The sequence below is a fragment of the Acinetobacter towneri genome, assembly GCF_001758345.1.
Taxonomy (GTDB): Bacteria; Pseudomonadota; Gammaproteobacteria; order Pseudomonadales; family Moraxellaceae; genus Acinetobacter; species Acinetobacter towneri_A.
In genome coordinates this window covers 26716-41643 of record NZ_MKQS01000015.1, presented here as the reverse complement: position 1 = coordinate 41643, position 14928 = coordinate 26716, and the positions used below count along the sequence as shown (strand labels likewise).

Below are 14928 nucleotides of genomic sequence, written 5' to 3'. Positions count from 1 at the left end.
ATTTTTAAAATTAAAGCTTAAACGTCTGTGGTTCTATGCCCAAACGTCGATATTGTTTGAATTTTTCACGTCCAAGCACTTTTGCTTCTTCGTGATTTTCAATAATCTCAATAATGTGACTAAATTTTGCATAGGCTTCAAGTGCCTGACTGTTAAAATTAAACACAATCCAGTCTGATTGCTGCGGTAGTTCGGCTGAAATACATACGCTAGCCTGTTTTTGGTTAATACCATGCGGAATAAAACTACTGGCATCAAAACTCCACAGATGTTCGTCCAATGTTTGCTGTAACTCTGGGTTAGGGCAATGCAGCCAAATGCGGGCGGCCTGTTGCCGCAAAATTTTGCGGCATAAGCGGCAAGTGCTTTCCACCTGCCGCTCTGGACTTTTTTCAAACAAATAAAAGCTGACTTTAGCCATTATTGCCTGCACGTTGTGCGAGGAACTGCATCAATAATGGTACAGGACGACCTGTTGCGCCTTTATTGGTGCCTGAATTCCATGCAGTGCCTGCAATGTCTAGGTGTGCCCAGCGATAGTCACGGGTAAAGCGTTGCAAGAAGCATGCTGCAGTCACTGCGCCTGCTTTAGGCCCACCAATATTGCCAATATCGGCAAATGGTGAATCCAGTTGTTCTTGATAATCGTCAATCACGGGCATGCGCCATACACGGTCAAATGCGGTGTGTCCCGCAGTCTCCAATTCCGCCGCAAGTTGGTCATCTGGGGTAAACATGCCTGTAAGTACCGAACCCAATGCAACTACGCAGGCGCCTGTTAACGTCGCAATATCAATTACCAAAGCAGGGTTGAAGCGTTTTACATAGGTCAGGGTATCGCACAGCACCAAACGACCTTCGGCATCGGTATTTAAAATTTCGATGGTTTGACCGCTCATACTGGTCACAATATCACCTGGGCGAGTGGCTTTGCCTGAAGGCATGTTTTCTGCTGCAGCAATCGTACCGACCACATGAATTGGCAAACGTGCTTCGCACAGTGCGCGCATGGTACCCAAAACTGAAGCAGAACCACACATATCAAATTTCATTTCGTCCATGCCTAAGCCAGGCTTGAGTGAAATGCCGCCAGTATCGAAAGTAATCCCTTTACCGACTAAGACCACAGGTGCTTCGTCACGCTGCGCTTGGTATTCAAGGCTAATGATGCGCCCAGGACGGTCTGAACCCTGACTGACTGCAAGGAATGCACCCATGCCCAATTCGGCCATTTCTGCTTCATCTAAAATGGTGACTTTGAGCAGATCTGGGTATTCTGCCGCAAGTGCTTGAGCTTGTTCTGCCAAATATTCAGGGAAACAAATATTGCCCGGACGGTTGCCCAAGTCGCGTGCCATGTTTTGACCCGATTGCATGGCTTCAATTAACTGCAACTGATCGGCAGTCAGTGAGCTGTCCTTGGCAATTAAGTTGATTTGTTCAAGCTGAAATTCATTTTTTTTGCTTTTATATTCATCAAAAGCATAAGCTGCTTGGGTCAAGCTGAGTGCAAATACATAATGCAGCTCGTTAGGCAGAGCAGATAAGTCAATGCTGATCTGTTTAAATTTTTTTTGTGAAGATTTGATAATGCTTTGTGCAATTTTTGCCAGCTTTGCGGCTGGTAATTCTTCAGTTTTGCCCAAACCGATCAAGTTGCTATTGGCACATTCGGCAACGCTAGCCAGCAAACTTAAACTTTCATTGAAGCCTGCTTTAAATTGTGTTGCATGAATAATGCTGTCTAAATCTTTGATTTGATAAGCAGCAGTTGCTTGTAGCACATGTTCTGCAGCCACTAAAATTGACAAAGATTCACTCGCGCTGTGTTCTTGGAATGATGGACTTAAGCTAAATTTAATCACTGGATTTTATGCCTATCTAGATGTGCAAACTATGCAACCATTGAAACATTTTTATGCGTCGAGTTTCAATGTATAACAAGGCGATAGGTTTTATATTTTCAACATTCAGGTAAACTAACGCGAATTGGATTCCCTCACATTTTGGAAGAAATAATTTGATTATTCGGCGTTATTTGGTCAAGCAAGTTGTGTCGACATCCTTGGTTGTGATTGCCTTACTGACTTTGATCATGATGGGTGGTCGCTTGATCAAGTATTTTGGCGTGGCGGCACAAGGGCGTTTGGATGCGAGTATTTTATTCAGCATCATTGGCTATCGCTTGCCTGAATTTTTGACGCTGATCTTACCTTTGGGTTTCTTTATTGGCTTGATGTTGGTATTTGGTCGTTTATATGTCGACCATGAAATGGCAGTGCTCAACAGCAGTGGCGTGAGTCGGCATCAATTGGCACGTTTATTGGTGCCAATGACGCTAGGATTTTTGATCGTCCAAGGTTTTTTAATGCTGTGGGCATCACCGTGGGGACTGCGTCAGTTTGAAGCACTGACCACCAGTCAAGCGGTACGCACAGGTTTTGACTTGGTGCGACCCAAAGAATTTATTTCTTCAGGGCCATATACCATTTACGCAGGTGATCTATCCGAAGACCGTAAAAACCTGAAAGATATTTTCTTTTATCAACGTGCAGAAAAAGCAGGTCGTCCCGATGTGATGATTTTGGCAAAAGAAGCGACACGGGTAGAATTGGAAAATGATCCTGCCAATGTGGTGGATTTGGTTGGAGGGCGTCGTTATGAAATCTTTCCAGGCACAGCCAAGTATTCACAGGCAGAATTCCAAAGTTATCGTTTACGTTTAGAAAATGACAAAGAAGCCAAATTTGAAAGTGCTGAAGTAGAAGCCTTAACCACCTCGCAACTGTGGAAAAACCGTGCAGACCCTGTGGTTGCAAGTGAACTGGGATGGCGTATTTTTGTGCCTTTTGCGATTGTAGTGGCGTTATTTTTAGCCGTGGCATTGTCAGAAGTTAGCCCGCGTCAGGGACGTTATTTAAAACTGTTTCCTGCGTTGTTAATTTTTGCCAGTTTGATTGTGGCGCTCATGGCGGTTAAAACCCGTATCAGCAAACAAGAAATGGGTATGCTTGCTTATCCGTTGGTGTTGTTGGCTTATACCATTGCCGCAGCCTTGTTCTCACGTAAACAAAAATTGGCACCTAAAATTAAGCAGCAAATTCAGCGAGTGAGGTCTTAAGATGTTGGCACGTCGAATAGTTGCAAAACACGTTACCAAGACCACTGCACTGGCGATGTTTGGTGCTACCGCAATTTTATCGGGTTTGCAGGTGTTATTTAGCTATTTGGGCGAACTGGGCTCGCTCAATGAAAACTATAGTGCATGGCAGGCATTGCTGTATGTACTGTGGGGTGCGCCTAATTATCTCTATGAAATTTTGCCTATTTCTGCCCTGATTGGTGCTGTATTGGGTTTGGGTACGTTAGCCTCTAACAGTGAATTGATTGTGATGCGTTCTGCGGGGATTAGCCTGTGGCGTATTGTGGGATGGGTCATTCGTTCCGCTTTGGTGCTGGTCGTTCTGTCGTTTGTACTCAGTGAGTGGGTGATCCCGTATACCAACGAACAGGCCAAGAGTGTTAAAAGTCATCGAAGCGTAGCGGAGTTGGGTGAAGTCCGTGGTTATTGGTCACGTGAAGGTAATCGTTTTATTTATATTGATTATGCCAATGCCCAAGGTCAACTCAAAAACGTGCAAGTGGTCGATTTTGATGATCATTATCGCTTGCGCGGCACATTGTCTGCAGATCAGGGACAGTTTGTTAAAGATGGCAGTTGGTTGCTCAATCAAACTGAACAGATGGATATTTTGCAGGCGGGTAACGCTACTTTAGCCAAAAATAGCCAGCAAGCACTGGCTTTAGCATTGCAACCTAAATATGTGCACATGGTCACTATTGACCCTGAAGATTTATCCCCAAGTCAATTGGTGAGTTTCATGAGTTATATGCATGAATACAGTCAAGTGCCAAAAACTTATCAACTGGCGTTCTGGCAAAAACTTGGTGCGCCCTTTGCTCTCATTGCTTTGGTGGTGATTGCTTGCTCCTTTATTTTTGGGCCGTTACGTCAGCAATCTATGGGTTTTCGATTGGTAATTGCCTTATTTGTGGGCTTAACCTTCTTTTATTTGCAAGATTTCTTGGGCTATGCGAGCTTGGTCTATGCACCATCGCCTGCGTGGTTCGTGTTTATCCCTATTATTCTAATGTTTGTCATCGGCGGTTATTTACTGCATCGTGCGCGTTAAGTGCGGCCGATAATGCTACATTTGCGTGTGATTGGGTAAATCTATCTGAATCAGTGACGGAACCCATCTTCTGAACATAGAGTCTTGACGCAAAATTCGTTAAGATAGCATGATTAATTTGTAGACGAAAAAGAGTATTGATTATGGCGGATGCAACTGCTGGCAAAATCMCTCACGTATTGGTGATTATGGATGGTGTGGGTCATCGCGAAGCGGTCGAAGACAACGCTTTTTTAGCAGCGAAACGACCAAATTTGACTGCTATGCAGGAAAAGCATCCGCATGGTTTGATCTCTGGTTCAGGCGAAGATGTTGGCTTGCCAGACGGTCAAATGGGGAACTCTGAAGTCGGTCACATGAACTTGGGTGCAGGACGTGTTCTGTACCAAGACTTTACCCGTATTACCAAAGACATTCGTACCGGAGCTTTCTTTGAACATGAAGTGTTGGTCGATGCGGTAGAAAAAGCCAAAGCAGCTAACGGTGCAGTGCATCTGCTAGGTTTATTGTCTGAAGGCGGTGTGCATTCGCATGAAGATCATATCGTGGCGATGGCAGAATTGGCATTAAAACGCGGTGCAAAAGTTTATCTACATGCCTTTTTAGATGGCCGTGATACGCCACCMAAAAGCGCGCAGCCTTCTTTGGAAAAACTGGACGCATTATTTGCACAATATCCAAATCAGGGTCGTATTGTCAGTCTGATTGGTCGTTACTATGCGATGGATCGTGACAACCGTTGGGATCGTGTAGAACAAGCGTATCGTTTACTTACCGAAGGTGAGGCCGTACGTACTGCCGCAACTGCAGTTGAAGGTTTGGCAGCGGCTTATGCGGCAGATGAAAGCGATGAGTTCGTTAAAGCCACTCGTATTGGTGAAATTGCCAAAATTCAAAATGGCGACAGCGTGGTGTTTATGAACTTCCGTGCTGACCGTGCGCGTGAACTGACCAAAGCTTTTGTGGAACAGGATTTTGCAGGTTTTGAACGTAAAATTGTGCCGCAATTGTCTAAATTTGTGATGCTGACCCGTTATCAAGCCAGCATTGCTGCGCCAGTGGCATATATGCCAGAAGACTTGAAAAACTCGATTGGTGAATATTTATCAGACTTGGGCAAAACGCAATTGCGTATTGCCGAAACTGAAAAATATGCACACGTGACATTCTTCTTTAGTGGCGGTCGTGAAGATGAATTTCCAGGTGAAAAACGCATCCTGATCCCATCGCCAAATGTGGCAACCTATGACTTAAAACCTGAAATGAGCGCTTATGAAGTAACCGATGAACTGGTTGCAGCCATTAACTCAGGTGAATATGACTTGTTGGTGGTGAACTATGCCAATGGCGATATGGTAGGTCATACTGGTGTGTTTGATGCAGCAGTCAAAGCGGTTGAAGCAGTGGATACCTGCTTGGGTCGTGTCTATGAAGCGGTGATGGCGAAACAGGGTCACATGATTATTACTGCTGACCATGGTAACGTCGAACAAATGCAAGACTATGACAGTGGTCAGGTACACACGCAACATACCACTGAATTGGTGCCATTCATTTATGTAGGCCCAACACAGGCGAGTATTGCAGAAGGTGGTGTGTTGGCAGACGTTGCGCCAACTTTACTGAATTTGATGCAATTGCCTGTCCCTGCAGACATGCAAGGTCGTAACTTAATTTGCCTACAGGCATAACCCTCGATACAGGTAGGTGATGGAATGACGGCTCACAAAATTTATGCGGTTGTGTTGGCAAGCGTGTTGTGTGCCAGTCATTTGAGTGTTTGGGCTGCGCCAGATTTGGAGTTGGATGGCCCTACACTACAACAGGACTATGTCGATGTGCCTGTAGAGTCAATACAGGAATTTGTGCAAATCTATGGCATTGTCAAAGACAACTATGTGACTGAAAAAAGTGATGATGCCTTGTTTCAGCAAGCCATTCGTGGCTTGGTGAGCGGTTTAGATCGTTATTCACGCTATTTAACTGCCGAAGAATATAAACAGCTTTTACAATATACCGAAGGCGATTTGGCCTCGGTTGATTTTAGTTTGCGCTATGATGTTGCCCAGCAACACTGGGTGATTCAAAATTTAAGTACCAATGCCGACTCGGCTAAACAAGGGCTAAAAAATGGCGACAGCCTCTTTAAAATTGATAACCAAGAACTGAAAAAGCTGAGTCCAGATCAGGTCAATAACCTACTCACAGGCTCGGTGGGATCGACTGTAAGCGTACAACGTGCGGTTAATCAGCCTGAAATTATGTTGGTTCGCAACAAAAAAGTAGAAACTGATCTTCAGGCACAGATGCTTTCTAATCAGGTCTTGCTGTTAAAAGTACGTGTGTTTCAGCAAGATACCGCCAATGAAATCAAACGCTTAATTGAAGAACATAGCACGCCACGCTTAAAAGCTGTCTTGATTGACCTGCGCAATAACCCAGGCGGCTTACTGTCTGCTGCGGTGGAATCTGCCGATTTATTTTTAAATCAGGGTGTGATTGTATCGACCAAAAGTCGTTCTGAAGGCGATCAACAATTTCAGGCATTACCAAGTTTTGAATTTCAAAATTTAAAAGTCGGTGTGTTGATTAATCATCGCTCTGCATCTGCTGCTGAAGTCTTTACGGCTGCTTTAAAAGACCATTCACGAGCGTGGGTAATGGGCGAAAAAAGTTATGGCAAAGGGGTGGTGCAAAAGCTGTTTCCACTCAGCGATGGTGCTGCCTTACAAATGACAGTTTCGCATTATTACACACCACGTGAACAGATGATTGAAGGGGTCGGGATTCATCCGAATCAGCAATATATTCAAAGTCCTGAAATGAAAGAAGAGGCTTATCTTGAGCACGTGGCAGATTTACTGCTGAGCCGCCGTTAAGCTTCATCTGAGTAAAACGCATTTTTAGACAGTCTTCATTGTTTAGCGTTTACTCATCTTCAGTATCTAATCCAAATTTTTTCAGACGATAACGTAAAGAACGGAAAGACATGCCCAATTTTTTTGCCGCCAAGGTACGGTTCCAATGGGTGAGGTGTAGTGCGTTCAGTAAAATGTTTTTTTCTACTTTTTCCAAATAGGCTTCTAAACCTTCTTCAGGCAGTTTACGTCCTGTCAGCAATACATCTGTCACGATCTGCTGCGAGATTTCTGCTACAGGCTGTGGTTCAGCGGTTGCTATATTGCTTATGCTGAATTGGCGTAAGGGTGCAGTTTGTAAATGTTTGAGATCAATAACATCCTCATCACTCAGGGTAATGGCACGTTCAATTATATTGCGTAATTCACGCACATTGCCCGGATAGTATTGCTCTAATAAAAATTGCTGGGCGCGTGGCGTCAGTTGTTTGGCAGGAATACCCCATTCTTGCGCAACTTTTTGAATGAAGTGGTCTGCCAATAATAGAATATCTTGTCCACGTTCACGCAGGGCAGGCAAGACCAAATCCATCACGTGAATTCGGAAGAATAAATCCTGACGGAAACGTCCTTGCTGAACCAAACTTTCTAAGTCCTGATGGCTGGCGCTGATCACTCGAAAATCGACATCAATTTCGCTATCTGAACCCACAGGACGGATGCGCTTTTCCTGAACGGCACGCAGCAGTTTGACTTGCATACTCAGTGGCAGTTCGGCAATTTCATCTAAAAATAAGCTGCCCCCATGTGCGGACTGAATTAGACCTTGTTTGTCTTGAGTCGCGCCTGTAAAGCTGCCTTTTTTGTGTCCAAATAGCTCGCTTTCCATGAGTTCGGTGGGAATCGCGCCGCAGTTAATTGCAATAAATGGTCCTTCGTTGCGGTTGCTTAAGCGGTGAACCAAATTGGCTACAACTTCCTTTCCCGTACCCGATTCGCCTGTAATAAACACAGGCGCTTGCGAGCGCGCAATTTTTTTGATGGTACTGCGTAATTGCTGAATAGGCAAAGACTGCCCAATCAACATTTTATATTCGAGCTGATCTTGGCTGTGATGATCGGTGGTGTCGAACGGTTTGTTCAGTGCTTTTTCAAGGAGTTGCTGTAAATGTATTTGATTGACAGGCTTACTGACAAAGTCAAATGCACCCGCTTTTAAAGCAGCAATTGCAATATCCATATTGCCGTATGCGGTCAACACGGCAACAGGCACATTTGGATATTGTTCGGTAATCCATTCAACCAGTTGTAAGCCATTGCCATCGGGCAGGTTTAAGTCGGTTAAGCAAGCATCATACTGATGTTCTGCCAATAACTGCTTGGCTTTTGCTAAACGATACGCGACATGGGTTTGAATCCCCATGCGTGCCAAAGTCATCTGCATGAGGGTACAAAGGTCTTCTTCGTCATCGACCAATAAAACCAAAGGTTGAACAGCGTGCATATTTTCCCCAAAACCACACAAAATTAAATCAAAACCACAGCAACAAGATTGATCCAATATCAATCGTGTTTATTCAATGGCGCGTAGACATTTCATCCTGAAACATGCGCCTTGTTCTTGTTCTACATAGCTCAGCTTGGCTTGATTGGCCTCGCAAAAACTATGCGATAAATACAATCCTAAACCAGTTCCATTGATTTCGGTACTGAAAAATGGCTGGAACAGATAGAGGATATCTTGACTGGCGACACCCGCACCAAAATCCCGCACATCTATATAAATATAAGTTGCTTGCGGATAGACCGTAATCTCAATAGGTTGGTGTGCAGTATTGTGTCGAATAGCATTACGAATCAGGTTAATCAGCACTTGGCGAAATTGTGATTCATCAAACATAATGCTCAGTGGTTCGGTCAGTGTAAGTTGAATTTGACTCGCTGCATCAGGTAAATCTTCCTGAATGAATTGCGGAAAAAAATGATTGAGCTGAATCGCGACAGGTGTAGTTTGTTTGTTTTTAACCATGCTCAGCGTATCATGAATAATTTTATCAATTCGTGTCGCTTGTTTGCTGATCATGTCGCACAGCAATTGTTGCTGGGCAGCATCACTGCCTGTAAATAAATTATTGGCTTGTACAATCGCTGCCAAAGGATTGCGAATTTCATGCGCAATACTGGCAGAGAGTTGTCCTAATGCGGCTAATTTAAGTTGCTGTACTTGTTGATTAATTTTACGTCCATCTTGCAGCACCAATAAAGTCAGCGTTTGATGTGGCACTTTGAGTTTTTGGACCTGTATGTGCACATGAAAATGACTCAGTTGAGATTCGAATTGAAATTTTTCTCCATCATGCAACTGATCAAATTTGAACAGATCAAATAAATCGGGCTGAATTTTATACAATGGATAAGTCGCGTGTGCATATTTGGGATGGATTCCGAGCAGATGACAGGCGGCAGGGTTGCTAAGGACGACATGGCAATTGTCATCTAAAACCAAATAGCCCATTTCGGTTTGTTCTAAAATATAACGGTTGATATTTTGTAGGCGGTTTAATTCCAAAGACTGTGAAAAGTTTAGATTCTCCAAAAGTTGGAAACGTCGTACAGCAATACGTCCGCTGCCATAAACCACCCCAAATAAAAATGCCAAAAGCGCACTTTGACTAATATTATTGAGTGATGAAAAGTCCAGCAAACTCCCAACAAAGTGTTGATAAATCACCATAATCATCGCGATTAGAGTGATTGCTAAGGCTTTACGCTTTTGCAGCAAGAGTGAAGCCGCAAAAATCGTGATCACAAACAGTAGGCTTAAATATAAATTGGGTCCATCACTGGCAAAAGTCAGGCTACTCAGCGCGATAATATCAACAGCAAAAAATAGGGTCAGTTGTTGCGTGATTTTAAAGGGGATGGATTTATAGCTGATCAGTTGCAAGCAGTTAAAAATAAAATAACAAACCAAGGTGTACAGATATAAACCTGGGTACTGATATTGTGTGCCAAGCTGCTGAAAGGTGAGTAGGGTAATCAGCAGCAAACAAAAGGCAATCAGCATTCGGTAAGTACCATACCACATGCCAAGATGATACTGATTTAACTCAGAATATTGTTTTAATTCTGGCATATTATAAAGGTCTTATTTTTGCATCAACAGCGTTGAAAACTCTTGAACATTTAGGGTTTAATCAGTCCATAACGAATGGCAAGGTGGGTCAGTTTGACATCACTATCAATATTTAATTTTTCGAAAATACGGTAACGATAGGTATTTACGGTTTTTACACTGACAAACAACTTATCGGCAATTTCTTGTGCGCTAATACAGTTCACCACCATCATTGCCACTTGCATTTCACGTTCTGAAAGACTATCAAAAGGCGATTGTTGTGTGTCAGATAAGTATGAACTTGCCAGTTGTTCGGCAATATCGGCACTAAAGTATTTACCGCCCTGCATGACTTTTTTAATGGCACGTACCATTTCACTGACAGGTGCGCCTTTGGTGATATAGCCTTTTGCACCTGCTTTCAGCAATAAAGAAGGGTAAGGTTCTTCTGCCAAACCGCTCACCGCCAAAACTTTGGTGTCTGGAGCAGTTTGTAGCAGACGACGTGTGGTTTCCACACCCCCAATTCCTGGCATGTTCACATCCAACAACACTACATTGGGGTGATGCTGACGCACTAAGGTAATCGCTTCTTCTCCGGATTCAGCTTGTCCAATCACTTGCACATCGGCATGGTCTTCGAGCATACGGCAAATCCCAGTACGTACCAATTCATGATCGTCGACTACTAAAACTGTGATCACCTACACTCTCCCTTTGAAAAAATCATCTTTTTTGTTACATAAAGCAAAATTAGCTTGCAATGAAACGACAAAATTAGCAATGCTATTCTTAATCTAGAATGAAAAGTTCTGCACACTATGGTGTTAAAAACGATTCATTATTGTATTTTTAAATGTAAGGCATATTTGAGGTAATACGCAAATGTATCTTACCTCCCTGAGTTGAGTAAGCAGTCGTGAAAAATTCTAAGAAGTCGTTAATGCATGTGCTGGTCGCATCTATGATGTTCAGCCTAAGTTCTGTCAGTTTTGCTGAACTTGTCATCAATCCTTCCTCTGGGAGCGACGGTCAGGCGACCTTAAGTTGGTCTTCAGAGCAAGCCGATCAACTCTTAAATGGAGATCTAGAAAGTACAAGTGCAAGCACCCAGACGAGCCTAGAGAGCTTTGTTGAACCTACACCGCCAGGTTCAACGAAAATTACCACGACAGTACGTAGTAGCAATGGTGTTGCACCTACTTCGGCTGCACCTAAAACAGTCCGTATTTTAGATACGTCTGCTTATAGTAGCCAACCGTCAGTCAATGCACGTGCAGCTTTGGTGATGGATGCACAAACAGGTGAAGTGCTGTATAGCAAAAATACCAATGTGGCATTACCGATTGCTTCTGTGACGAAGGTAATGACTGCAGTGGTGACCTCTGATGCGCGTTTGAATATGTCTGAACAAATCACTTTGCRATCGATCGATTTTGCAGGTGCGGCAGGTAAAAACTCAAGTTCAACCTTGCGTGTGGGCGACAAGTTAAATCGTGCTGAAGCGTTACTGTTTGCATTGATGAAATCTGAAAACCCTGCTGCTGCCGCGTTGGCACGTACTTATCCAGGTGGGAAAAATGCCTTTGTAGCGGCAATGAATGCTAAAGCGCGTGAATTGGGTATGCATTCTACTCGCTTTACCGAAGCAACAGGCTTAGACCCGCGTAATGTATCTTCTGCGCGTGATTTGGGTATTTTGGTCAGCACCGCTTCGCAATATGGTTTGATCCGCCAATTCTCAACCACGCCAACCTATGACTTTAACTTGGGTTATCGTGTTTTAAAATCTAACAATACCAATGCACTGGTACGTAATGGTGGTTGGAATATTAATCTGTCTAAAACAGGCTATATCAATGAAGCAGGGCGTTGTGTGGTGATGCATACCACTCTAAATAACCGTCCTGCAGTGGTGGTGCTTTTGGGTGCAGCTACTTCACAAGCACGTACCAATGACGCCACCCGCTTAATGAGCTGGGCAAGTCAGTTACCTAAACGTATTTAAGCGAACATTCAGCTTTAGTGGTGCGATGCTCACAATTAAGGCTGAAAAATCTGAATAGAAAATAAACAAGAAAAAACCCTGCCAAAGCAGGGTTTTTTTTTGACATTTCAAATTTTACATATTTGAAAGAATCGAGTCTTTTACTTGTTGCATGGTAGCATCAATAGAGAGCATCACCGCATCTGCACATTGTTTCATGGCAGTGTCAGGATCTTTCAGACCGTTACCTGTTACGGTACATACAATCACAGAACCTTCTTTAATTTTACCTACTTTGATGTCACGCATTGCACCACCAATTGATGCAGCAGATGCAGGCTCAACAAATACACCTTCATACATTGAAAGCATGCGTTGAGCTTCTAAGATTTCAGCATCAGTGAGCTCATCAAACCAACCTTCTGAATCGCGTACAACGGCTTTAGCATGGTTCCAGCTTTGTGGATTACCAATACGAATTGCAGTTGCAACAGTTTCAGGGTGTTCTACAGGCGCACCTCGTAAGAATGGCGCAGCACCAGAAGCTTGATAACCCACCATGACTGGGCGACCTTCAGGGTTTGGACCTGTGAATTTGTCCGTTGCTGCGTCATAGATCACTTGCTCGAATTGATCGGCAGGTTGGTTGGCAACTGCTTCGGTATAACCCATCCAGTGTGCAGTAATGTTTCCTGCGTTACCTACAGGCAAGCAGTGGTAATCTGGTGCACGACCTAACTCATCTACAATTTCATACGCAATGGTCTTTTGACCTTGTAAGCGGTAAGGGTTGATTGAGTTCACAATGGTCACAGGTGCATGGTCAGCAATTTCTTTGACTAGACGCATACCATCGTCAAAGTTACCGCGGATTTGCATGGTGATAGCACCGTACATCATCGCTTGTGCCATTTTACCCATGGCAATTTTGCCTTCAGGAATTAAAACGAATGCTTTGATACCTGCACGGGCAGCATAGGCAGCAGCTGCAGCAGAAGTGTTACCTGTTGATGCACAGATAATGGCTTTTGAACCTTCTTCAACTGCTTTAGTGACTGCCATGGTCATACCACGGTCTTTAAATGAACCTGTCGGGTTTAAGCCTTCATACTTCACATAAATTTCAACATCTTTACCAATAATGCGTGGAATATTCTCAAGCTTAATCAGCGGTGTGTTTCCTTCGCCTAGAGAGATTGCACGTGTGGTTGAAGACACTGGTAAACGGTCACGATAACGGTCAACTAAACCAGTATAACGATTGGCATTCGACATGATGATGTTCCAATTGTGTGTAGAGCTTGGCAAGGGGAAATACTCCCCTTCACCCGATTAATTATCAAGCGATTCTAAACGAATTCGTACAATTTCGCCATGAATGGTTGGCAATGCTTGAATTTGTTGTAACGCTTCATCCATTTTCGATTCTAGGACTGGGTCAGTCAGAATTACGATAGGAATAAGGTCTTTTAAGCGTGATTGCTGCATGATGGCATCAATACTGATTCCCGCACGGCTTAAAATCGTGGTCACATCGGCTAGTACGCCAGTTTGGTCTTCGGCATTAATGCGAATGTAGTAACCCGTAGTCATTTCTTCACGGCTTAAAATTGGCAAGTCGGTTAAGGCTTCAAATGCCAATTGTGGAATTGTACCAGCGCCATCTTCGGTATAAGAAATGTCACGGACAATATCAATGACATCGGCAACCACCGCAGAGGCTGTTGGGCCTGCACCTGCACCTGCGCCATAATAGAGCGTTGGACCCACTGCATTGGCTTGTACCAAGACCGCATTTTTTACGCCGTTAACATTGGCAATTAATTCTTCTTCAGGAATTAAGGTTGGGTGAACACGCAGTTCAATGCCTTTTTCGGTACGACGGGCAATCCCTAAGTGTTTGATGCGGAAACCGAGTTCTTCGGCATATTTCACATCTTGTGCGGTCACTTTGCCAATACCTTCGGTAAAGACCTTGTCAAACTGTAGCGGAATACCAAATGCGCATGAAGCCAAAATGGTCAGTTTGTGTGCAGCATCAATACCTTCAACGTCAAAAGTCGGATCGGCTTCGGCATAGCCTAATTCTTGTGCTTCTTTCAGTACATCTTCAAAGGCACGACCTTTTTCGCGCATTTCGCTTAAAATGAAGTTACCTGTACCGTTGATGATGCCTGCCAACCATTCAATTTTGTTGGCAGCCAAACCTTCACGGATGACTTTAATGATTGGAATGCCACCCGCAACCGCAGCTTCATAGGCAATTTGTACGGCATTATCTTCAGCCGCTTTAAACAGCTCATTACCATGTTCTGCAAGTAGGGCTTTGTTGGCTGTCACGACCTGTTTGCCGTGTTTCATGGCTTCCATGATCACGTCATAAGCAGGGTGAATACCGCCCATCACTTCAACAACTACGTCTACATCGGGTTGACGGACAATGTCCATCAGGTCTGAGCTTTGCTTGACCGATTCAGGCAAGTTTAGGTCAGGACGCGGACGGCGTGTTCCTACATAAGTGATTTCAATTTCACGACCGGTGCGACGTCTAATCTCAGCAGCATTTTCTTTTAATAGTTTAAGGGCACCACCACCCACAGTACCAAGACCGAGGATTGCCAGACGAACTGGTTTCACGTCACACTCCATATTTTAATAACTTTAAGCAAGTCTAGATCATAGCTAAAAAAACGCGCTGACTCTAGGGCAGATCGCACTTATCTTTACCGTATAAAAAAAAGTAAAATAACGCATAAGAAATCGTTATTTATA

At 43.8% G+C, this 14928-nt stretch carries 12 protein-coding genes; 5 read left to right on the top strand and 7 right to left on the bottom strand.

The features are described from left to right. Positions 1-10: 10 nt before the first annotated feature. Positions 11-421: a DNA polymerase III subunit chi gene (locus BJN41_RS09275; protein WP_070154738.1), complete on the bottom strand. Its 411-nt coding sequence runs from the start codon at positions 419-421 to the stop codon at positions 11-13. Further along, positions 414-1862 carry a leucyl aminopeptidase gene (locus tag BJN41_RS09270; protein ID WP_070154792.1) on the bottom strand — a complete coding sequence of 483 codons (1449 nt, stop codon included), beginning with the start codon at positions 1860-1862 and terminating at the stop codon, positions 414-416. The genes BJN41_RS09275 and BJN41_RS09270 overlap by 8 nt, the downstream gene beginning before the upstream one ends. Positions 1863-2020: 158 nt before the next feature. Here BJN41_RS09270 and lptF point away from each other — a divergent pair, with 158 nt between their 5' ends. From lptF to BJN41_RS09250, 4 genes are all read left to right on the top strand, one after another. Continuing rightward, positions 2021-3121, top strand: a complete 1101-nt coding sequence (lptF, locus tag BJN41_RS09265; RefSeq protein WP_019838145.1) for an LPS export ABC transporter permease LptF — start codon at positions 2021-2023, stop codon at positions 3119-3121. 1 nt (position 3122) lies between these two features. Further along, positions 3123-4193: an LPS export ABC transporter permease LptG gene (lptG, locus tag BJN41_RS09260; protein WP_019838144.1), complete on the top strand. Its 1071-nt coding sequence runs from the start codon at positions 3123-3125 to the stop codon at positions 4191-4193. A 143-nt stretch (positions 4194-4336) separates the two neighbouring features. Further along, complete coding sequence (gene gpmI / locus BJN41_RS09255) at positions 4337-5884, top strand: 2,3-bisphosphoglycerate-independent phosphoglycerate mutase (RefSeq protein ID WP_070154735.1); 1548 nt, start codon at positions 4337-4339, stop codon at positions 5882-5884. Between the two features lie 24 nt (positions 5885-5908). Further along, complete coding sequence (locus BJN41_RS09250) at positions 5909-7072, top strand: S41 family peptidase (RefSeq protein ID WP_070154733.1); 1164 nt, start codon at positions 5909-5911, stop codon at positions 7070-7072. A 49-nt stretch (positions 7073-7121) separates the two neighbouring features. Here the strand turns inward: BJN41_RS09250 and BJN41_RS09245 are convergent, their stop codons facing one another. From BJN41_RS09245 to BJN41_RS09235, 3 genes are all read right to left on the bottom strand, one after another. Beyond that, positions 7122-8555 carry a sigma-54-dependent transcriptional regulator gene (locus BJN41_RS09245; RefSeq protein WP_070154731.1) on the bottom strand — a complete coding sequence of 478 codons (1434 nt, stop codon included), beginning with the start codon at positions 8553-8555 and terminating at the stop codon, positions 7122-7124. Positions 8556-8624: 69 nt separating this feature from the next. Then, positions 8625-10187, bottom strand: coding sequence for a sensor histidine kinase (locus BJN41_RS09240; RefSeq protein ID WP_070154729.1), 1563 nt, complete (start codon positions 10185-10187; stop codon positions 8625-8627). Between the two features lie 50 nt (positions 10188-10237). Beyond that, positions 10238-10873, bottom strand: coding sequence for a response regulator (locus BJN41_RS09235; protein ID WP_004975702.1), 636 nt, complete (start codon positions 10871-10873; stop codon positions 10238-10240). 215 nt (positions 10874-11088) lie between these two features. On the opposite strand from BJN41_RS09235, the gene BJN41_RS09230 reads away from it, so the two are divergent. After that, on the top strand, positions 11089-12177 hold the full coding sequence (locus BJN41_RS09230; protein WP_141730390.1) for a serine hydrolase: 1089 nt from the start codon (positions 11089-11091) through the stop codon (positions 12175-12177). Positions 12178-12291: 114 nt separating this feature from the next. Here the strand turns inward: BJN41_RS09230 and thrC are convergent, their stop codons facing one another. Beyond that, positions 12292-13431 carry a threonine synthase gene (gene thrC, locus BJN41_RS09225; protein ID WP_070154726.1) on the bottom strand — a complete coding sequence of 380 codons (1140 nt, stop codon included), beginning with the start codon at positions 13429-13431 and terminating at the stop codon, positions 12292-12294. Between the two features lie 57 nt (positions 13432-13488). Beyond that, entirely contained in the window at positions 13489-14793 is a 1305-nt protein-coding gene (locus BJN41_RS09220) for a homoserine dehydrogenase (protein ID WP_070154724.1), read from the bottom strand. Positions 14794-14928: the final 135 nt, after the last annotated feature.